Source organism: Pelagimonas phthalicica (genome assembly GCF_004364805.1).
In the GTDB taxonomy this organism is placed as follows: domain Bacteria; phylum Pseudomonadota; class Alphaproteobacteria; order Rhodobacterales; family Rhodobacteraceae; genus Pelagimonas; species Pelagimonas phthalicica.
In genome coordinates, this window is the sequence record NZ_SOAP01000001.1 from 1,731,812 (window position 1) to 1,752,699 (window position 20,888).

General features: G+C 58.1%; 20 protein-coding genes. 5 read left to right on the forward strand and 15 right to left on the reverse strand.

The features are described 5' to 3' along the window. Positions 1 to 11: 11 nt before the first annotated feature. The 5 genes from CLV87_RS08445 to CLV87_RS08465 all read right to left on the reverse strand — a co-directional run bounded on the left by CLV87_RS08445 (position 12) and on the right by CLV87_RS08465 (position 5,088). Positions 12 to 2,909 carry a formate dehydrogenase subunit alpha gene (locus CLV87_RS08445; protein ID WP_099241992.1) on the reverse strand — a complete coding sequence of 966 codons (2,898 nt, stop codon included), beginning with the start codon at positions 2,907 to 2,909 and terminating at the stop codon, positions 12 to 14. Between the two features lie 146 nt (positions 2,910 to 3,055). After that, on the reverse strand, positions 3,056 to 3,238 hold the full coding sequence (locus CLV87_RS08450; protein ID WP_099241990.1) for a twin-arginine translocation pathway signal protein: 183 nt from the start codon (positions 3,236 to 3,238) through the stop codon (positions 3,056 to 3,058). Between the two features lie 70 nt (positions 3,239 to 3,308). Further along, positions 3,309 to 3,917: a TorD/DmsD family molecular chaperone gene (locus CLV87_RS08455; protein WP_099241988.1), complete on the reverse strand. Its 609-nt coding sequence runs from the start codon at positions 3,915 to 3,917 to the stop codon at positions 3,309 to 3,311. After that, on the reverse strand, positions 3,914 to 4,555 hold the full coding sequence (locus CLV87_RS08460) for a DUF3306 domain-containing protein (protein WP_099241986.1): 642 nt from the start codon (positions 4,553 to 4,555) through the stop codon (positions 3,914 to 3,916). The genes CLV87_RS08455 and CLV87_RS08460 overlap by 4 nt, the downstream gene beginning before the upstream one ends. Further along, positions 4,552 to 5,088 (reverse strand): DUF3305 domain-containing protein, encoded by a 537-nt coding sequence (locus CLV87_RS08465; protein ID WP_099241984.1) that lies wholly within the window; start codon positions 5,086 to 5,088, stop codon positions 4,552 to 4,554. Before CLV87_RS08465 ends, CLV87_RS08460 begins: the two co-directional genes overlap by 4 nt. A 371-nt stretch (positions 5,089 to 5,459) precedes the next feature. Between CLV87_RS08465 and CLV87_RS08470 the strand changes: the two genes are divergently transcribed. Continuing rightward, on the forward strand, positions 5,460 to 7,406 hold the full coding sequence (locus CLV87_RS08470) for a 4Fe-4S binding protein (RefSeq protein ID WP_099241982.1): 1,947 nt from the start codon (positions 5,460 to 5,462) through the stop codon (positions 7,404 to 7,406). 3 nt (positions 7,407 to 7,409) lie between these two features. On the opposite strand, the gene CLV87_RS08475 is transcribed toward CLV87_RS08470, so the two are convergent. Then, positions 7,410 to 8,144: a hypothetical protein gene (locus CLV87_RS08475; protein ID WP_235871875.1), complete on the reverse strand. Its 735-nt coding sequence runs from the start codon at positions 8,142 to 8,144 to the stop codon at positions 7,410 to 7,412. A 63-nt stretch (positions 8,145 to 8,207) separates the two neighbouring features. Between CLV87_RS08475 and CLV87_RS08480 the strand changes: the two genes are divergently transcribed. From CLV87_RS08480 to CLV87_RS08495, 4 genes are read left to right on the forward strand one after another with little or no spacing between them, the layout of a single operon-like run. Beyond that, a complete protein-coding gene (locus tag CLV87_RS08480) occupies positions 8,208 to 8,399 on the forward strand; it encodes a DUF6494 family protein (RefSeq protein WP_099241978.1) in 192 nt (63 codons plus the stop codon). Positions 8,400 to 8,403: 4 nt separating this feature from the next. Further along, positions 8,404 to 9,465 (forward strand): iron-sulfur cluster carrier protein ApbC, encoded by a 1,062-nt coding sequence (gene apbC / locus CLV87_RS08485; protein ID WP_235871876.1) that lies wholly within the window; start codon positions 8,404 to 8,406, stop codon positions 9,463 to 9,465. A gap of 3 nt (positions 9,466 to 9,468) precedes the next feature. After that, positions 9,469 to 10,158, forward strand: coding sequence for a biotin/lipoate--protein ligase family protein (locus CLV87_RS08490; RefSeq protein WP_099241974.1), 690 nt, complete (start codon positions 9,469 to 9,471; stop codon positions 10,156 to 10,158). Between the two features lie 3 nt (positions 10,159 to 10,161). Beyond that, the gene (locus CLV87_RS08495; protein ID WP_099241972.1) at positions 10,162 to 10,659 is read left to right on the forward strand and encodes a DUF6505 family protein; all 498 of its coding nucleotides are present in this window, start codon (positions 10,162 to 10,164) and stop codon (positions 10,657 to 10,659) included. Positions 10,660 to 10,697: 38 nt separating this feature from the next. On the opposite strand, the gene CLV87_RS08500 is transcribed toward CLV87_RS08495, so the two are convergent. The 9 genes from CLV87_RS08500 to CLV87_RS08540 form a co-directional block, all read right to left on the reverse strand. Continuing rightward, positions 10,698 to 11,504, reverse strand: a complete 807-nt coding sequence (locus CLV87_RS08500) for a substrate-binding domain-containing protein (RefSeq protein WP_099241970.1) — start codon at positions 11,502 to 11,504, stop codon at positions 10,698 to 10,700. Further along, positions 11,501 to 12,205 (reverse strand): ATP-binding cassette domain-containing protein, encoded by a 705-nt coding sequence (locus CLV87_RS08505; protein ID WP_099244568.1) that lies wholly within the window; start codon positions 12,203 to 12,205, stop codon positions 11,501 to 11,503. Before CLV87_RS08505 ends, CLV87_RS08500 begins: the two co-directional genes overlap by 4 nt. A 5-nt stretch (positions 12,206 to 12,210) precedes the next feature. Then, on the reverse strand, positions 12,211 to 12,915 hold the full coding sequence (locus CLV87_RS08510) for an ABC transporter permease (protein WP_099241968.1): 705 nt from the start codon (positions 12,913 to 12,915) through the stop codon (positions 12,211 to 12,213). A gap of 220 nt (positions 12,916 to 13,135) precedes the next feature. Next, positions 13,136 to 15,103, reverse strand: a complete 1,968-nt coding sequence (locus CLV87_RS08515) for an ATP-binding protein (protein WP_099241966.1) — start codon at positions 15,101 to 15,103, stop codon at positions 13,136 to 13,138. Next, complete coding sequence (locus CLV87_RS08520; RefSeq protein WP_099241964.1) at positions 15,088 to 15,930, reverse strand: phosphate/phosphite/phosphonate ABC transporter substrate-binding protein; 843 nt, start codon at positions 15,928 to 15,930, stop codon at positions 15,088 to 15,090. The genes CLV87_RS08515 and CLV87_RS08520 overlap by 16 nt, the downstream gene beginning before the upstream one ends. A gap of 2 nt (positions 15,931 to 15,932) precedes the next feature. Then, positions 15,933 to 17,273 carry an EAL domain-containing response regulator gene (locus tag CLV87_RS08525; protein WP_099241963.1) on the reverse strand — a complete coding sequence of 447 codons (1,341 nt, stop codon included), beginning with the start codon at positions 17,271 to 17,273 and terminating at the stop codon, positions 15,933 to 15,935. 126 nt (positions 17,274 to 17,399) lie between these two features. Beyond that, positions 17,400 to 17,756 (reverse strand): response regulator, encoded by a 357-nt coding sequence (locus tag CLV87_RS08530; RefSeq protein ID WP_099241961.1) that lies wholly within the window; start codon positions 17,754 to 17,756, stop codon positions 17,400 to 17,402. 154 nt (positions 17,757 to 17,910) lie between these two features. Continuing rightward, positions 17,911 to 19,440 (reverse strand): heme biosynthesis protein HemY, encoded by a 1,530-nt coding sequence (locus CLV87_RS08535; RefSeq protein ID WP_099241959.1) that lies wholly within the window; start codon positions 19,438 to 19,440, stop codon positions 17,911 to 17,913. Positions 19,441 to 19,452: 12 nt separating this feature from the next. Continuing rightward, entirely contained in the window at positions 19,453 to 20,871 is a 1,419-nt protein-coding gene (locus CLV87_RS08540; protein WP_099241957.1) for a COG4223 family protein, read from the reverse strand. Positions 20,872 to 20,888 lie beyond the last annotated feature (17 nt).

Sequence of the window (20,888 nt, forward strand, 5' to 3'; positions counted from 1 at the left end):
TCCTGATCTCCTTATGCAGCTGAGATTTTGCAAAGAGTACACTTGGTCTCTTGCATCTGAGTGACCGAGTCATAGCCATAGGTCTGCGCAGTGTTGGTGCTTTCGCCCAGCACATACGGGTCAGCCCCATCCGGGTATTTGTCCCGCAGATCCGCGCCTTGGAAATGACCACCAAAGTGGAACGGCATAAAGGCAACGCCTTCGCCGACCCGTTCGGTCACCATCGCCATGACTTTGACCTTGGAGCCTTCGGCCCCTTCGACCCAGACCTGAGCCCCATCACGCACCCCAAGGTTATTGGCGTCACGTGGATGGATCTCGACAAACATGTCCTGCTGCAGCTCAGCAAGCCATGGGTTCGAGCGGGTCTCGTCACCACCCCCTTCATATTCGACCAGACGACCAGAGGTCAGAATGATCGGATAATCCTTGGAGAAGTCGTTTTTCTGGATCGAGGCATAGAGAGTCGGCAGACGGTAGTCGTGACGATCCTCGTATGTTGGGTAATCCGCGACCAGATCGCGACGTGGGGTGTAAAGCGGCTCGCGGTGCAATGGCACCGGATCCGGGAAAGTCCAGACCACAGCGCGGGCCTTGGCATTGCCGAATGGCGCACATTCATGCGCAATTGCGACACGCTGGATACCGCCCGAAAGGTCAGTCTTCCAGTTGGTTTTCTCACCCGCAACCGCGTCAATCGCCGCGCGCTCCTCATCGGTGAGATCACCATCCCAGCCCAGATCCATCAGCATCTGCATGGTGAATTCCGGATACCCATCCTGGATTTCGGAATTCGCGCTGTAGACACCATCGGCCAGCAGGTTGTCGCCATCCCGTTCCACACCAAAGCGCGCACGGAAGGTCAGACCACCCTCAGAGACAGGCTTGGACATGTCATAGAGGTTCGGCGTACCGGGGTGACCCATTTCTGCGGTGCCCCAGCAAGGCCATGGCAGACCGTAATAGTCGCCATCTGCCGGACCACCAATGGCTTGCAGCGTGGTTCTGTCGAACGTGTGCTGGTTGGCCATATGCAGTTTCAGGCGTTCTGGTGACTGACCGGTATAGCCAATGGTCCACATGCCGCGATTGATCTCGCGCAGCGTGTCCTCGACATTTGGCGTGATGCCATCATCCTCGAGAGCGATGTTGCGGAAAATCCGGTCATGGAAGCCGAACTTTTGCGAGAACAAGCCGATGATTTCATGGTCGGTCTTGGACTCAAACAGCGGATCCATGATCTGCTCGCGCCACTGGAACGAACGGTTGGACGCGGTGACCGAGCCATAGGTCTCGAACTGCGTCGCCGCTGGCAACAGGTACACGCCATCGGTACGATCATGCATAACAGCAGAAACGGTGGGATACGGGTCGATCACGACCAGCATGTCCAGCTTTTCCATTGCCGTTTTCATTTCCGCGCCGCGGGTTTGCGAGTTAGGCGCGTGGCCCCAAAGAACCATGGCACGCACCTTGTTGGGGTTGTCCATGTTCTCAGGATCTTCGAGAACGCCGTCGATCCAACGCGAGACCGGGATACCTTTGAGGTTCTGCAAGGACTTGTCCTTGCCATCCGCGCCGGTCACGGTGGCGAACTGGTTGCCCAGCCACTCACCATCTTCTTCCCAGACGCGCGCCCAATGGGCCCAGGCCCCTTTTGACAGGCCATAATAGCCCGGCAGCGTGTGGGACAGAACACCAAGGTCCGTCGCGCCCTGCACGTTGTCATGGCCGCGGAAGATGTTGGTACCACCACCCGAGGTGCCCATGTTGCCCAGCGCCAGCTGGAGCACGCAGTAAGCGCGGGTATTGTTGTTACCATTGGTGTGCTGCGTACCACCCATGCACCAGATCACGGTACCGGGACGGTTATTGGCCATAGTGCGCGCAACGCGTTTCAGCTGCGAACCAGGCGTGCCGGTGACGCGTTCCACCTCTTCAGGTGTCCACTTAGCCACTTCTTCCTTGATCTGGTCCATACCCCAGACACGGGTGCGGATGAACTCTTTGTCCTCCCAACCGTTTTCAAAGATGTGCCACAGGATGCCCCAGATCAGCGCAACGTCGGTGCCCGGACGGAAGCGAACATATTCGTCCGCATGGGCCGCCGTGCGCGTAAAGCGCGGGTCGCACACGATCAGCGGGGCGTTGTTCTGCTCTTTCGCGCGCAGAACGTGCAGCAGGGACACAGGATGCGCCTCGGCCGGGTTGCCGCCGATGATAAAGATCGCTTTGGAGTTATGGATGTCATTGTAGCTGTTGGTCATGGCGCCGTAGCCCCATGTATTCGCAACACCCGCAACGGTGGTCGAGTGACAGATCCGCGCCTGGTGATCCACGTTATTCGTGCCCCAATAGGCGGCGAATTTGCGGAACAGGTAGGCCTGTTCATTCGAATGTTTGGCCGATCCCAGCCAGTAGACGCTGTCCGGGCCGCTTTCTTCCCGGATATTCATCATGCCGTCGCCGATCTCGTTGATCGCCTGTTCCCAGCTGATGCGCTTCCACTCACCACCCTCTTTTTTCATCGGGTATTTCAGGCGGCGTTCACCATGGGCGTGCTCACGAACCGAGGCCCCCTTGGCACAATGCGCCCCGAGGTTGAACGGGCTGTCCCAGCCAGGCTCTTGCCCGACCCAAACGCCGTTGGACACCTCTGCCACGACGGTACAGCCGACGGAACAATGGGTACATACGGATTTCTTGGTTTCCACCGCGCCGCTGGCAGCTGTGGCCGCTGAGGCCTGCTGCACCGTGCCACCGGTGGCCGCAATCGCGGCCAGGCCGCCAATCGCAAGACCGGATCCGCGCAAGAATGCACGGCGGTCAACTGAAGCGTTTGCCGCCTCAGACAGGATACTGGTCCGCTGGGGGCGTCTCGCTACCCCGTTGGTCTTTTTCCTAAGCATGTTTCTCTCTCCCTTGCGTGCAGGACTGGCCTGCTTGCTTGGTCTTCTCAAAGTGTCTCTTGGCAGGTGGGCCTATCGCTACCGGTTGCCAAAAGGGCGGGGCGATTACGTCCCTGATGGGGCGCTCTCTGTGTTATTGGAAAGGCTCAGAAACGAGCGCTTTCGAGATAGGCGCGGGTATGCGCCGTGTCCTGCATCTTGTCTGATGTCAGGTCTGGCTCAGCGGCTTGTGCCTCGCCCCCGGCAGCAACAGCCAGCGCCGCAACGGGCGCCGACGTTCCGGCCAGTTTCAGAAAATCACGGCGCGACGCCTTGGTTTTCTCGGTCATCTTGGGATCTCCCCTTGAAGTGTTCTGACGGTTGCCCGCCACTCGATCCGTTCGGGTTTCCCCGAACAACTCACTCGTTACTCAAACGAAATCCTTCAGCTTCGATCTCCATAAAGGCGCGGCCAACCGAGCCGACCGAAGCGTAGAACACCGAGTTCTTGGCCCCCTCGAGGTCGCTAAAGAAATGCGCAGCCCAGGGGCCGATATGCCGATTGAAAAAGGTCTTTTGCGCATCCAACGAGGCCGGATTGCCAAAGCGCCCGACAATCAATGCGCCCATCATCTCCATCAGGCTGGCGATGTTGTCTTCGGGCTCAAACACGTTCTGCGCGCGCTCCAGGCCTTGCGCGACCATATCCTGACGCAGCTGCGCCAGCGGTTTTTCGTTCAAAAACCCGGTCAGGTAATACGACGCATAAGGCAGCAATTCACCGCGCCCGAGGCCGATGAACAGCTTGTTATATTCGCTTTCAACCGCCTTTGGCTTGGTGATCTTAGCGACCTTAGCCAGCGTGTTGATGCCTTTGCCCAGATCACTTTCATCCCCCGACAAGCTCGCTGTTTGTTCGATCAACAGCTCATCCGGTGGGCCCGCAAGGATCAGACCAAGATAGTTATAAAGATCGGCCCGCAGGCGATCTTCGGCGGCAATCTGTGGAGTTTCCAAAGCGGCGGTCATCCTGTCCTCTGGTCGTCAAAAGTAAAACTCATGCGGCGCGAACCGGGGATGGGGGCGGATGGCGTTTGCTCATCTTCATCCCATTCCATTTCGATCGGCTCGGCCTGTTCCTGTTCCGCCTGCTCAGCCGCAAAGGCGAGCACGGCTTCCTTGTCCTTTGGATCCGGCGCTCGGACCGAGGTCACAATCTCGGGCTCTTCAGGTTCACCATCTGCCTCTGCCTCGCGCGCTTCTTCTTCGGCGGCTTGGCGGGCCAGTTCCTCAACATGGGCCAACATGCCCTTACCGACCTGATAGGCGCTTTGCAGGTTCTCGACACAAAGCGCGGCATCGGTGAAATCCTCACCGTAATCCACCAACCCGTCGACATTGGCGAGCACCGGGTTCACCTTCCAAAGCTGACGCAAGGCGCGGGTTTTCAGACGGGCCGGAATGGCGTCGGCAAGGAAAGGTTTGAAATCATCCCCTTCACCCAGACTGTCCGGATCAGGCAGGCCCAGCTCTTCCAGCAGCTCCTCATCCGTTTTCTCAGCCTGAACCGCTTCAAGCTCGGCCTTGGCGGCCACCTCTTGTGCCAATTCCTCTTGGCGGGCTTCCTCTTGAACGGCGGCTTTGCGGCGGGCCCAGAAATCGCTCATTGCAGCCTCGCTTTCTTGCGCCCGGCAGGCGAGCGGTAAACATCAGCGACCTGCGCAATCCGCGCATCGCCAATTCCATCTTCGACCAAATCCGTGCGCTTCTTGTCGCGGCGGCGTTTCTTGAATTCTTCTTCGACGTGGAATTCGTCGACAAAATCAGAGACAAAGGCCAGCAACGCCGGTGGCATGGCGATCTTTTCGATCACCTCTTCGCCGCTATCGGCGTAATCCTGCGCCTCATAGGGGGACGCGGTGACAAGCACCATGTCGAAGGGATCATCACCAGCCCCTTCGCGCATCACAACATAGACACATGGCACCTGAGCGCGCAGCCCATGAACATAGGCCTCGGTCTCGGCCCCGTGCAATTCCAGCGTCAAGGTAGCGGCATGAACCTCGGTGATGTCACCGTCACGGCGGATCTCTCGAAACTCGGCAGGGCCAGCCCCAGGCAGCACGGCAACAGCCCGCCAAACCCAAGGAACCCAGCGCGTCACGCCGGGTGCTCGTTGCAAGACAATACCCAGCGGCATTGTCCGATACATTTTAGGATTGTGGATCAACCCGGATGTCCTCCCTGCCCTAACCTTGCGGCAAGGCGGGTGGCGTTCAAAGCGCTGAATTGAATACTGCGGTATTCTTTTGGGTTTCGGGTCAAAATGGGTAGGGTTGCCGATGGGCAGGGTCACCCTTGGACGAATTGTCTAACTCGACAAAAAAATTTGGGTTTAAGCCGAGGGGCTGATTTGGCGAATCACTCAAGCGAATCGCGCAGTTCAGCGACGAATTCCGGCGCGCCACTCGCAACAAAACGGGTTGTTCCCACATTCGAATCATGCCTACGATTTGACCAAATAGGGGGAGCTTTCGGACCGAAATTGGCCCGAAAATTAGCGGAGATATCATGTCTAAGTCACTGATTTTATGCGATTGCATGGGGACAATGCAATTGGACCACGAGGCCTTGGCGCAAGCCACCGGTCTTGAGGTGTCAAAGCCATGTTCGACGCTGTGCACCACGCAAATCGACAAGGCAGCCGAGGCGCTGACCCAAGGCGACACAATTTTTTGCTGCACCCAGGAAGCCCGGATTTTCGAGAGCCTGGCAGAGGAAGTTGACGCCCCAGCCCCCCCGGTTCTGGACCTGCGGGACCGGGCCGGATGGAGCGCAGATGACGCTTCGAAACTACCCAAAATGTCCGCGCTGATTGCCGAAGCCCTGCTGCCAGCCCCCTCAGCCAAGACCAAAGACGTGATCTCAGAAGGGCTCTGCCTGATCACTGGCCCGGCAGGTGTCACTCTCCCTATGGCTGAACAACTCAAGGAGTTTCTGAGTGTTACGGTGCTGTTGGACAGTGCTGATGACCTACCCGAAACACCCGGCTTTGACGTGATTGTCGGCCAGTTGCACAAGGCACAGGGTGCTTTGGGACAATTTGACCTCACTCTGAACCGATTGCAAATTCCAGCACCCGGCGGCAAAGGCCCAAGCCTGAGCGATCCGCGCAATGGCGGGCGATCCCAATGTGACATCCTGATCGACGTCACCGGGGGCACGCCTCTGTTTCCCGCCCCGGAAAAACGCGAAGGGTACCTGCGCGCAGACCCTTCTCATCCGCCCTCGGTGGCGGCAGCGGTTCTTGCGGCCTCGCATATGGTGGGCACCTTTGAAAAACCGCTTTATGTCAAGGCGGAGCCGTTGCTCTGTGCCCATTCCCGTGCCGAAAAGGTCGGGTGCCATAACTGCCTTGATCTGTGCCCAACCGGCGCGATCACACCAAACGGGGATCATGTCAGCATCGATCCAATGATCTGCGCCGGCTGTGGTGCCTGCTCTGCCGCCTGTCCATCCGGCGCAATCAGCTATGACGCGCCGCCTGTCGACCTGACTATGATGCGCATTCAGACTCTAGCCAAGGCATACCTCGACGCAGGGGGGCGAGCTCCGCGTTTGATCGCCCATGACGCACACGGGGCAGACATGATCCGATTGTCGGCCCGCCACGGAGACGGGTTGCCCGCCGATGTCATTCCTTTGGAAGTCCCTGCCCTGAACCTGTTTGGTCACGCGGAGATCGTGGCGGCACTGGCGGCTGGCTTTGCCTCGGTCTCGGTCCTGCCCGGCCCGGCCACTGATCGCGCAGCTCTGGCGACACAAATCGAGCTGGCCGCAGCCATTGGCGGGTCTGGCAGCGTGACCTTGCTCGACACCAGCGACCCTGACGCGATGAGCGCGGCGCTGTTTGACGAACAGGTGCCGACACCAGTGGCGTCGCCCGTTCGCCCCATGGGCACACGCCGCCAGATCACACGTCAGGCCGCCCGGGCATTGCACCCCGACACGGACACATTGCCTTTGCCGGCAGGCGCACCTTATGGCGCGGTTGAGGTCAACACAGACAGCTGCACCCTGTGCCTGTCCTGTGTATCGCTCTGCCCATCTGGCGCATTGGGCGACAACCCAGATCTGCCCCAGCTTCGCTTCCAAGAGGATGCGTGTTTGCAATGCGGCTTGTGCTCTAATGTCTGTCCGGAAAACGCGATCAGCTATCTGCCACAGCTGAACCTGACCGAGGCCGCCCTGACCCAGCAGATCCTCAACGAGGAAGAGCCCTTTGCCTGCATCGAATGCGGCACGCTGTTTGGCGTCAAATCCACCATCGAAAAGATTACCGAAAAGCTGGAAGCGCACAGCATGTTCCAACGCCCGGAAGCCTTGAAAATGATCCAGATGTGCGACGATTGCCGGGTCAACGCGCAATTCCACGCGCAGGACAATCCATTCGCCGGAAAAGAACGCCCCAAACCGCGCACGACAGAGGATTACCTGTCAAAGCGGCGCGATCACTGAGGGTTAGTTATGTTCCAGCGGCTTGCCCAGATCCGCGCCATCCAGGCCAGAGACATAGGCCAGAATGGCCGCCACCTCGTCCAGGGTCATTTCGACCGGGACGATGGGCGATGGGCGATCCTCGGGGAAGGGATCCGTCAGATCCGCCACCTGGGTAAAGGCCGGATGCGGGTTCAGATCGTAGAAATTGGCAAAACGTTCCTGCCAATCGCCAAGCGTGCGCAGGATAAAGAAGCTGGGGGTGGAACCAATGCTGGTCATGCGGGTCGAGGGGTCAACCGCATGGCAGCGCCCACATTTGGCCTTGGCGGTTTGCAGGCCAAGAGACACATCCCCGTCCAAGGCCACCTCTTGCGGGTCCTCGGCGCGCTCAGCGGGTGGCTGAAACAAAGCCTGCCCGTTCGGCGCATAGCCTGTGATCGTGCGAATCCCGACATCGGACCGCAGCCATTTGGCCAAACGCTCACTGGGTTTGTGGCCCTTGCTGAGCTGTTTCAGATTCCAGGTGCGGTTACTGTCCTGAAACAGCGCGCGCCCGTCAGGCCCCAGCAGAATATCCGCCGCAGCACTGTCGGTAACGATTTCGACTTTGACCTGCGTTTTCAAGGAAAAGCGCGGCAGAATGTGGCGCAACAAACCGGTTTCGATCAGCGCCTCGGGCGCATACAAACGAGTCAAACGATCCTGGGCTGCCGCACCAAGCGGCAGGGTCAGGACTATCAATATCAACAGGACCATGCGCATTCCCCTAGGGTAGGCACCCAATGGGCAATCCGTCAACGGGTCTGACAGGAGACTAAGATGAGCGACGATTTCAACATGTCCATGCGCAAGTTCCTCAAGCAGGTTGGCGTGACCTCGCAGCAAGCCATCGAAGAGGCTCTGCGCGCCGCTGAGACCGACGGCAAAAGCTTTGCGATCAAGGCGGTTGTGACCATCGAAGAGCTGGACATGACCCATGAGGTCAGCGGCGAACTCAAAGGGCAGGAGTGAACCCTTGGCGACACGTGACACCGTCCTAGCGGCTCTGAAAACCATAACTGACCCGGTTGCCGGCAGCGATATTGTCGCCAGCGGGGCCATGCGCGCGCTGAATGTGGGTGAGGGAACCGTGCGCTTTGTGATCGAGATCGCGCCGGAACATGCCAAACTGTTCGAACCCGTCAGGGATGAGGCCGAGGTCAAGGTCAAGGCCCTGGACGGGGTGAACACTGTTTCAGTGGTCTTGACCGGCCATTCCAAAGCCGCTCCGCCCGATCTGAAGCCAAACCGTCCAGCGCAACCCCAAGGGCCCCAGCGCATTCCTGGTGTCGCGCGCGTGATCGCCGTCGCGTCGGGCAAAGGCGGCGTCGGAAAATCAACGGTCTCCGCAAACCTCGCCTGCGCCTTGGCCGCGCAGGGGCGCAAGGTTGGGCTGTTGGATGCCGACGTTTATGGCCCAAGCCAGCCACGTATGCTGGGCGTCAGCGGGCGGCCTGCCTCGCCGGATGGCAAAACCATCCTGCCAATGCGCAATCACGGCGTGACCATGATGTCGATTGGTCTGATGACCAATGATGATCAGGCCGTCGTCTGGCGTGGCCCTATGCTGATGGGGGCCCTGCAACAGATGATGATGCAGGTGCAATGGGGGGCCTTGGACGTGCTGATTGTCGACCTGCCACCCGGGACCGGCGATGTGCAGATGACCCTGGCGCAAAAGACACCGGTTGATGGCGCAATCATCGTTTCCACCCCGCAGGATGTCGCTCTTTTGGATGCCCGGAAAGGCATCGACATGTTCCAGCAATTGAACGTGCCGATCATTGGCATGATCGAAAACATGTCCACGCATATCTGCTCCAATTGCGGCCACGAAGAGCATGTCTTTGGCCATGGCGGCGTTGCGTCAGAGGCCGCTAAGCTGGGTGTGCCCTTATTGGCCGAGGTGCCGCTGCATCTCGACATTCGCCTTGCGGGGGACGGCGGCGCGCCGATCGTTGTCTCAGCCCCGGACAGCACACAGGCGCGGGCCTTTCACGACATCGCCAATGCCCTTGTGGCCTGGGACAAGGCTTAGGGTATGGAGCTGCACTTTCCCCCTTTGATGTCAGGCGAGGCCTGTGATGACGCCTTTGAGACCGCCTGCCAGCGCGCCATTCTGGGCTGTGATGCGGGACTGATCTGTTACCATCTCGGCCAGAATGAGCTGCAGGCGTCCATGGTCTTTGCACCAGAGGTGCCGCTGAAATCCGCCATGGCCATGCTGCCGCTTTGTGGGGTTGGGTTTCAGAATGCGCTGGGTGCGCTGGCCCCGCCCGAGGTCGCTGTGCATCTGGATTGGAATGGAGGCATCCGTATAAACGGGGCCAAGTGTGGGCATTTTCGCACCATGGCGGCGGGACGTGATCCCGAGGCTGTACCCGATTGGCTCGTCATCGGCTTCACCCTGCCGCTTTGGCCCAAGGATGACCGCCCCGGCGACACCCCCGACGAAACCACCCTCTATGCCGAGGGCTGCGCCGATGTGCAGGCCCCAACCCTGGTCGAGGCCTGGGCGCGCCACAGCCTCAACTGGATCACCCGGTGGGAACAAGAGGGCAACCGCCCACTGCACGCCGAATGGCGCGGCTTGGCACATGGGATTGGCGAACCCGCCCAACAGGGCGGGCTGAGCGGCACCTTTTTGGGTGTGGATGAGGATTTTGGCATGTTGCTGCGCGACGACAGCGAAACCCACCTTATCCCGCTCACAGATCTGTTGGAGACATAAGCAATGAAACTGGCCCGAGCGATCCATTTCGACGAATCTGACCAGCGTGTCTTTCACTCGCCCGCCCAAACTGGCGAATGGTGCCTGTCTGGCGGGTTCGAGTTTTCCAACTGGACCGAAGGCGACTTGACCGGCAAGGCCCGGCAGGCCTTTGCCAATGGGTGGTTTGGTTTGGAAACCGCCGGGCGCGTGACCTTTGTTGCCGTGGCCGAGATCACCGAGACCGAATTGGAGCAGCTCGCCAATCTGCTCGCCCAGCATTTCGTCGCCTATTACGGCGCGCCGAGCGTCGAGGCGGCACTGCCTACAGCGCGCGAAGAGCTGTCGCATATGGTGGACCTCTGCGACGATCACGCCTCAAACACCTTGCTCACCGTTGCACGCGAATTGACTCCGGCAGGCGTCAAAGAGGCGTTTCGTGTGATCGAACCACAAGAGGCTGGGCTAGAGCAATTTGCCATCCATGGCAGCCTGGATGACGATCACGGTCATCAGCATTGAGGAAATAGGGGCAGATGTGACACCTGCACCTTTCAGTATCAATCCTGTTTCGCGTTGAACACAAACAGGGTCTCACCATTGATCTTGTAAGTATCGATCAGCTCTTTGGCGCGGTCAGATACCAGCCAAGCCTCAAGCTGCTTGGCCAATTTTGCCTTTACATGCGGGTGCTTTTCCACGCTGACAGGCAAGTAAGCATATTGGTTGAACAGCACCGGATCGCCGGCATAAAGCAGCGCCATATCGCCCTTGTTGCCAAAGTTCAGCCAGCTCGCGCGGTCGGACATGATATAGGCCCCCATGCCCGCCGCCGTGTTCAGCGACGCGCCCATGCCTGCGCCAACCGCCTTGTACCAAGGACCAAAGCCATCGCTGTCCAGATCGGCCGAGGCCCAAAGGCTCAGCTCTTTCTTATGGGTCCCGCTATCATCCCCCCGGCTGACAAACATCGCTTCGGCTTCAGCGATCTTGCGCAAGGCACCAGCAGCGGTGACCTCATCTGCGATTTTGGCACCATCTGCCTTGGGACCGATAAAGACAAAATCATTATACATGATCTCGCGACGATAAGGGCCGTAGCCCTCGGCGATGAACTTATCCTCGGCTTTGCGGCTATGGACCAGGATTGCATCTACATCCCCGGCCCGACCCAGTTTGAGCGCCTGACCGGTTCCGACCACCAATAGCTGAACCTCCAGGTCCAGATCCTTTTGGATCTCAGGCAACAGGATGTCAGCAAGGCCGGAGTTGTTAAACGAGGTCGTTACGGCCATTTTCATGACCTCCCCGGCGTGAACACTGCTGGCAATGACCAAGGCCGACAGGGCTGCAATAACTGACTTCATTCGACAATATCTCCTCTTAGAAATGCCGCCGCCCGAGAGGTTTCGGGCTGCGCGAAAAACGGTTCCGCAGGGCTGTGTTCATGCACCTGCCCCTGAAACATAAAGACTACTGTATCGGCCAGGCGTTTTGCTTGACCCATATCATGTGTGGACAAAATGAGCCGCGTTCCACCGGCGCGGGCCTCTTGCAAGATCTCTTCGATCTCACGCATGGCGCGCCCGTCCAGAGAGGCACAGGGTTCGTCCAGAAAGACCAGTTTCGGTGCGACAATCAAGGCGCGGGCCAAGGCCAGCTTTTGCTGTTCACCCCCGGATAGAACCGGCGCAGGGCGGCGTAGCATATCCTGCAAGCCAACCCGCTCCGCCCAGTCAGCGGCCAGGGCCTTGGCCTGTTTTCGCGCCATACCGCGCATACGCAATGGGTAAATCAAGTTGTCCTCGACCGACCGGCGCAGCATGACCGGGCGCTGAAAGACAAAGGTTTGATCATGATGGGCTGCCTCTGTCGAACAGGCCCAATTGATCTGCCCGGAATTCAATCGCGCAGCTCCATGAAGCAGGCGCAACAGACTGGTTTTACCCGCCCCATTGGGGCCGATGACAACGCAGGTGCCTTGCCCGTCCAGCTCCAAATCGACCGGCCCCACCAAAACCTTACCGCGCCGGGAGGTCTTGGCCCCCTTGACCGAAAGCGGAAACATATCGCTCACCAGCGGCCCTCCCGTTCGGTGCGGCCCAGCCAGTGGATGGTCAGGTTCACAAAGATTGCCAAGGCGATCAGGATAAAGCCCAGCGCCAGAGCCAGGGCAAAATCACCTTTGCCGGTTTCCAGCGCAATTGCTGTGGTCAATACCCGTGTGGCGTGGTCGATATTGCCGCCGACAATCATGATCGCGCCGACCTCGCCAATCGCACGCCCAAACCCGGCCAAAGACGCCGTCAGCAATGCTCTGCGTGCATCCCAAAGCAACGTTGCGATTTTCTGCGTTTGCGTGACATTCATCGAAATGAGCAGATCGTGATACTCAGCCCAAAGATCGCGCAGAGATTGATGGGCAATACTGGCAATCAGCGGCACAATAATTATCACCTGCGCAATCACCATGGCCGTGGGCGTGAACAACAGCCCCAGCACGCCAAAGGGCCCGGATCGCGACAAAAGCACGTAGACGACCAAACCGACCACAACGGGCGGCAGGCCCATCAATGCGTTGAGAACGGCAATAACGGCGCGGCGCGCCCGAAACCGGCGCACGGCAAGCAGCGCAGCCAGAGGCAAGGCGATGGCCGAGCCCACAAGCAATGCCCCAAGAGAGACCTGCAAGGACCGCAAGGCAATCTCGCTCAGCTCGGCATCCAGCGTTGCGACCAACCAGAAAGCGCGGGACAAACCGTCCCACAAATCCGTCATTGCACCCTCTCCCTCCGTTTCGTGCAGTATGACAATACTGCAGGGCCGGATACAGCGGAGATCGCACAAAAAACATGCCCGTTTGGTATTTTTTCAGCGCCGGATTGGGCCTTGGGTCAACTTGTCCACCTTTGACCTAAGGTTCTAGGATCACGCGGAAATTTTGTCCTTTGCGGGTTTGAACTTTGGCGCAGGAAAGCTCAAACCCTTATACCCGACCTTAAGAGGCCAGCGCTGTTTCGACCTCGGCATCTGGCAAAAAGATCTGGAACTGGGCCCCGGTTTCGGTGTTGGTTGCTGATATACAGCCGCCCATATCCTGGATTGTGCCAAAGCTGATCGACAGGCCGAGCCCAGTACCCTTTCCGGGCTCCTTGGTCGTGAAGAAGGGTTCGAACAACTTGTCCAAAACATGCTCAGGAATGCCTGATCCGTTATCGGACAGTGTAATGACATGGCCATCCTTCTGGTTGTAGTCCGCCTTGAGCGAAATAATGCCTTGCTCGATGCCCGCCTCTTCGATCGCGTCGCGGGCATTGGAGATCAGGTTTAGCAACACTTGCTCAAACAAGATTTTTTCACCCATCGCAAAGGCTTGCTCATCCGGCAAATCGATCTTGAGCGTTATGTCCAGCGTGTGCAGTTGCGTGCGCGCCAATTGCGCAACATTCGTCAGAGAGGCGGTCAGATCAATCGGATCATTTGAACCCTCTGCCTTGCGACCAAAGACACGCATCTGGTCGATGATCCGAGCGGCCCGTTCTGTCTGTTCACCAATGCGTTCAAACTTGGCCTTGAGTTGCCCAAAGTCTGCCTTGTCGCGATCAATCCTTTTGACGCAGTTCGAGGCCGCCATCCGGATCACACCAAGAGGTTGGTTCAATTCATGTGCGATGCCCGTCGCCATTTCGCCCAAGGTCGCCATTTTGGAGGCTTGTACCAATTGGCGTTCAGACTGGCGCAGATCGGTAACATCCTTGGCCGAGACCACTTTGCCTATCCCGTCGACATCAGTCTCAACTGTCAGCAAAATGCGGTCAGGGGCGTGGTGGATCTCCTGCGCGCCGTCGCGCGCGGCCTCGGCATAAGCTTCAAGCCAGGCCTCCTTATCTTCGATCACGCCAAACTGGCCCTGATCGCAGCCCTCACGCAGGAATTCCTCATGGGTAAACCCACAGGTGAGGTTTTGCAGAATCGGCTGATTGAACTCTCTAAACGCCCCATTCAAAAACAGGGCTTTGCCATCCAGGCCAAAAATCACCACTTGTTCGGCCACTTGATCAAAGGCTGATATGAGCCGCTGTTGTTCAAGTCGAGCCTGCTCAACCTTTTGCATGGCATCGCGGAAAACGACCGTGGCACGCGCCATATCGCCGATTTCATCATCACGATCCGTATCCGGCACCTCAGGCGTGCCACTATTTTCCGAAATCTCTGTCATACAGGTGACGATATCGCTGACGCGCGCCTTTTTCTCCAACAGCCTGTTGCGCTGGTCTTTCAGGATTTTTTGACCACGAGACAGGGTTTGCGCCATATCGTTAAAGCAAACCGCAGTTTCCGCCAGTTCATCCCGGCCGCGCACGTCAATATGGTGGTCCAGATCCCCGTCGGAAATCGCCCGTGCCCCTTTCTGAAGCAAATGCAACTGTCTGGTCAGAACCGTGCCAAGCCCGTAGCCAAAAATCGCCACCAAGGACATTCCCAGCACCGCAACCAACAGATTCAGGCGCAAAGCATGGGCAATTTCATTCTCGACTTTCAAAGTCGAGATAGCCATCTCAATCGTCCCATAGGACGTGCCCTGAACAACAATTTGCGTATCAATATCAATGTGATGGTCATTGGTTGCCGTTTCGAAATCCGGGTCGCGGACAAATGGCATGGCCAGCGCGTCGGCATCACCTGCCTCACTCAGCACAAAGCCAGACGGGCTGCGCACCCGCAGGTAAGTAATGTCTTCAGTTTCCATCGCCGTCGCGACAGTTGCGTCCAAGGTCGCAAGATCCGTGGCGATGACCGCATCAGACACCGCGTTTGCAAAGACCCGGGCCGTGGCCTCGGCCCGCTCATAGAGCTGGGTCGAGGCAGAGCCGCCGAGCGCAAATTGGTTGATACCAATCAGGATCGCCATAACGGTCAACTCGATCAGCGCAATGCCTAGGATTGTCTTCAATCGGAAGGACATGTCACGCCCCCATCGCTGAGAATACCAGTCTCTTCTGCGGGCATGTTCAGCGCGCGAACATCATCCCAATCCGCATCCACACTGTCCTGAAACCCCGGCATGCCGATATTCTTGATAAGGTCAGGCCGATCCTGCGCGATCTGCATCAGGGTTGTTTTCAGGTCGTCGCCCAACGTCACTGATACCGTCTGATGCAAGGCAATGGCATGGGGCGTATAGGCGTCGGTCTCGTGAATCACCGTCAGCTGAGCGCGAATTTCCGGATCGACCGCGTTGAAGGTCCGCAAAACACCGCCTCCGCCAGCCATCAAACCCGCCGCAACGGCGCGATACACGCTGTCATGAGATTTGACATATGCAGGCTCAAAGGAAATGCCATCCTGGTTCAACCTTGCCCGTGTCAAGACACTGGCACCAAAGGCCCCAGGCGACGGAAAGGCCACCCGCTGACCATCCAGATCCGACAGGTTCTGGGCGCCGTCCACGCGGGCAACAACCAGCCCTTTCAAACGCTTGTTGGATTGGCGCAGGATTGCCCGGTAATTTCCACCTTCTGAAAACACTGCGTAATGCATCGGATTCATATAGGCGAGGTCAAAGGCCCCTGCGTTCAGGCAAGCCTCAAATGTCGGGATATCCTTGGTGGTGCGAAACCGCACCTCTTGCCCGGTGCGCGCGCTCAACTCGCTCAAAAGGGGGCCCCACATTTGCGCCAGACGGCTTGCCGATTGTTGAGGTACGATGCCAAAGGTCAAAGGCTCGGCGGCCATGCTGGCAAGGGGAGCGATGCTGAACACAACAGCGGCGATTGCTTTTGAGAAGGTCATGATCACACCTCCTCTTTTGCAGAAGACTGTTTGTTCTGTGCCCAGATCAAAGCATCGTCGACCGGCAGAGGTTTGGAGATGTGATCGCCCTGAACGATGACGCAACCGTTATCCTTCAGCCATGCCAGCTCGTTTGGGTTTTTCACTCCGCGGGCATTCACCTCGATGCCCATAGCACTGGCCAATCCGATCAGGGCGCGGGCAACGGATTGTTGCTCAGATTGCAAGTGAAAACCCTGCGCCTGGCTGAGATCCAGATTAATCTGATCAAACCCAATCCCCTGCAATGCGGCCACATGAGAGAAATCGCAGCTGCTGTCCAGATCAATCCGCAACACCCGTTTCGGCATGCAGGCCAGGTTTTTCAGAACAACCTTTTTGTTTGGCCCGTCCAGGTCGAGCCCCGCTGGCAGTTCGAATTTCAGCTGCTCTGGTTCCAACCCGATACCAACGGCTTCGTTCACCACGTCGTCAACCGAGCCAAGCGTGTTGAGAAATTCGGGCGAGGTATAAAGCGTGATGACGCAATCATTTAACCCGGTCTTGCCGAAAAAGCTCATGGCGCGGATGGCGGCCGAGCGAATGGCGCTGTCGACTTCTTCCTGGGCCTTGGCTTGACGTGCGAATTCCAAAATGGATTCGGCATTTTTGACTTCTCCATCTGCATCAATCCAGCGGGCGACCGTATCAAACCCGTAAAGCTTGCCGGTGCTCAGATCGACCTGCGGCTGCAACCAGGGCAGAAGATTGCCGTTGCGAAGCGCGCGGCGGATCAGCTTGGCCTTAAGGTTCATTGAATCGGCTTGCATCTGCTCGCCCTGATCCAAGGACACCTGCTGCAAGTCGTCATTCGCCATTTTGAGCGCGCTGGCTGTCTTTTGCATTTTCTCCAGCAAGAACTCCGTCAGTTCGGTCACGGTCCGCTCTTCACCGCCACTTTGCCAAGCCGCTTCAATCGCGGAGACAAGTTCATCGGAATTGAGCGGCTTGTTCAGGAAATCAACCGCGCCGGTCAGAACCGAAGAGCGAAGTGAATCCGGATCGCCGCTAAGCACCACAAAGGACAGGCCTCGATCAGGAAACCGGGCTTGAGCACGGGAAATCAGCTGAATGCCATTATCACTTTCACCGTTTTCGTCGACGAAATGAACGTCGGTGACTACAACCCCGATGGAAGGCGTGCGCGCCAGGATGTCGAGCGCCTTGTTAACAGATGAGGCAGCGTATGGCGTCCAACCTTCGAGATCGACAATTTCTGTGAGTTCATCCAATGCAGTTGCGTCATCTTCAACAAGAAGAACGCCAAAATCACGATCTGTTTTAAGTGCTGTCGAATTTGTCATTTCAATAACCTCCGGCTAGCGCCCCTACACCGCATACAAATGCATACCGGCCAAAAGTTTACCGAATGTTTAGAATTTTAATAAATGTAAGCACGTTTGATCGCGGGCATCGCCCTGCAAGGCGCGTCAGGACAGATGCGTCTCGATGATCTCGATCACGTCATCCACATCGACCGGCTTGGCAAGGCAGGCCTTGGCCCCCAGTTCCAGCGCGTCCGACCGCGACGTCTCTGCCCCGTGCCCGGAAATGACGATGATCAATCCCTTGTAATCCCGTTCCCCCAGCGCACGCAGGAAATCGAGACCACTAACCTTGGGCATTTTGAGATCTGTCACGACAACATCAAACCCCTTACCCTCCATCACCTTGAGCGCGTCGGGAACAGAATGTTCCATCGCGACATCAAATCCCTCCAGTTCCAAACTGTCGGCAAGCTCCTCACAGAGCAAAGGTTCGTCATCCACTAGCAAAACGTCAGCCATGTTACCTCCTGATTCGTCGTCGATGTTAGCGGGAAGCTCATAACGATTACGAAAGATCGGGAGATTTGCGGGTTGGGGGCAGTGTTCTGCAGACCAAACGCAAAAAGGGGCTGACAGTCATCAGCCCCCTTAAAATCATCTTATAGCGCCAGGATTATTTGGCAGCGGCTTCCTTGGGTTCATCCTCAAGCGTTTCCGCATCCTCGATAACCTCGGCATCCACGGTTTCAACGCCCTCGTCGGCTGACACATCGGCCTCGTCCACCGGAACAACAACCTCGGCTGACTTATCCTCCAAGGCACCAACGATCAGCGGTAGCATATTGGCGCTTGCGGGCAGAACCACCTCGGATTGCGGCGGGTTGGTCCAGGTCAACGTATCGAAGGCCGAACAGTTGGAACACAAAGGGGCCCATTCCGCATGGATCGTGTTGCAGTTGTCGCAAACCCATTGCGGACCGCGCGGCGCGGTGACCGCCTTGGCCAGCCAGCCCCGCACAACCGTGTCAGACGAGCCTTCACCGCGTTCAACAGCCGCCATGATTGCCAGAACACGCGCATCTGCATCCGTTTCCACCAAATCACCCAAAGCGCGGCGGGCCGCTGGGAAGTCTTCGGCGGCGAGGTTCAGCTCGGCGCGCAGCAATTTGTTTTCACGATCTTCCGGTTTGATGCGCAGCAGAAACTCAAAACGCTTCAGGCGCGCCTCGGCGGTTTCCTCGGGCTCAATCGCGGCAAAGGCAGCGGCCAGATCGGGGTGCGGATGCACTTCCCAGGCTTTCTTGATCACGTTGCGCGCATTGCGCTTGCGCCCTTGTTCGATGAACCCTTGCGCCGCCATCGCCGCCGCAGGAACCAGATCGGGCGAGGCTTTGTTAGCAGCAATCGCGGCTTCGACCGCCTTGGCGCGCTCGTCCCCGTCTTTGATCTCCAAAGCGGTGGACAAGGCCAGAACCGCATCGCGGCGCTTATGCACATCGCGCGGCAATGCGCCATTCTTGAGCTTGGTTGCCAATGTCTTGCGTGCGCCGACAAAATCCTTTGACTCCGCCTGCAAACGCAAAAGGGTGTCCCCGACCTCACCATGTTTGGGTTTGATCGCAAAGGCACGTTCCGCCAGTTTCAGCGCGGTATCCGTGTCACCACCGGCCAGCTTTTGCTTCATCAGACCGCGTACGCCCACAAACCGCGTCTGCTCATTGCCAAGCAGCTTTTTGTAAACTTCTTCGGCCTTGCGCGCGTCACCAGCCATTTCGGCCCCTTGCGCAGTCAGCAGATCAGTCAGTTCCGGGCGATCCAGATAACGCCCGGCCTTTTTGGCCTTGGCCATGGCCAGCTGACCTTCGCCGGATGCCAGCGCCATCATTCCTTCGGACAGGGCTTGATACCCGCGACGTTCGCGGTTGCGGTCAAAATAGCGGCTGAACGCGGTTTCATCCCCGTTGATCCATTTCAACACCGCAACCAGGAAACCCGCAACTTTGAACAGCACATACAGGCCGATCACCGTCACGATCAGTAGCAGAACCAGCATGACCGGGCTCAGCGTATATTCCATGCCCATCAACGTGATCTGGGCCTGCGCCAATCCGGTGCCGTCATTCTCGATCAGGAAACCGAACCCAAGGGTCAGCGCCGCGACCAAGGCGACAAACACGACAATCTTGATAAGTGACCAAAGCATGTTTCGTGACCCTTACTGCTTGTTCAATTCCTGGGCGAGCGTGGCAGCCGCCGCCAGCGCATCCTTGCGCAGCGCGGCCTGTGCCAGCCAATCACCCAATTCCGCCTGCGCTGCCTCGGGCAGAGCGGTGAGTTCCGTGGTTGCTGTTTCCAGATCACCGGATTTCACAGCGGCTTCGGCGCGGGACAGGACGGCATCCGCATCATTGCCCTCACGGGGCGTGACCGAGCGCGCGCCAAGCTGGCTTTGCAAGAAGCTGGCAAAGCCGCCACCGCTTTCTTCGCCGCTATCTCCACCCGACTTGCGCGCCACAGCCAAAGCCTTGCGCGCGACATCCGGGAAGGACGTGGTCAGGCTGGCCAAGGTTGGCACACCGTCAGCGGCAACAGCTGACAGTGCTTCGGGAACTGCGACACCGTTTTCGCCCAGAACCGCCAGGGGTTCGGCAAAGGATTTGCCCGACTGCACCAGAGAGGTGACTTGCGCCAAGGCAGCGCGGCTGGCAGCCAGCGTCGCTTGCGCCTTGGCATTGCTTTCAGCGGCAACCGCATCCGCAGCCATCTTTTGAATCTCAACCTTTTGCGCATCAAGGGCGGCTTGTTGGTCGGTGATGGACTTGCGCAGCGCGTCAAGCTCACGTTCGTAAGCGGCAATGGATTCAGGTGAAACCGCACCGGAAAGCGGAGCCTTTTCGATCGCGGTCAAGCGGCTGTCAAACCCGGCCAACTCGTCACCCATCGCCTTAAGCGTCGCTTCGGTGCCCGAAATCGAATCCTCGATCCCGGCAATGGATGTGGTCACTGGGGTCAGATCGATGATCCCCACAGCCTTCTTGGTCTCGTCAACCTGGGTCACAAGCGTGGCGATCTGTTCGCCTTGTGTTTTGATCGCGGTGCGGGCCTCGGCCTCAAACGGGTTCGGCTCTTCGGCTGGGCCAAAGGGCAGTTGAATATCGGTGAACTGAGCGGCCCCGAAACCCAGAGCTGCGGCAACAACACCGCCAAGCGCGGTGGACATAAAGCCGCTTTTCTTTTCGACAGTGGTCTCGCGGATGATCTGCGGTTCCGCAGCGCTGGTTTCCTCAGCCGGCTTACCCTCAACCACCTCTTCAACAGGGTCCTCCGGCGCAGCCTCGGCTTCAGTCTCGTCCAAGTCCTCGATGGTTTCCTCGGCATTATCCTCAAGCTCGGCCGCGTCAGTCACATCCTCATCGGCACTATCCGCAGCAAGCTCTTCTTCGCCAACATCCGCCTCTTCCGGCAGCTCAGCCGTGTCTTCGGCAACATCCTCTGCAACGATATCATCGGACGTGTCAGCAGCGTCTTCAATCAGATCTTCTGCGACGGCCTCAGCTTCGGTTTCGACTGTCTCCACAATCTCTTCGGCCTTGGACTGATCCTTGTCAGTCTTATCCTTTTTGGACTTTGCCACGTTCCGCCACCCTTTCA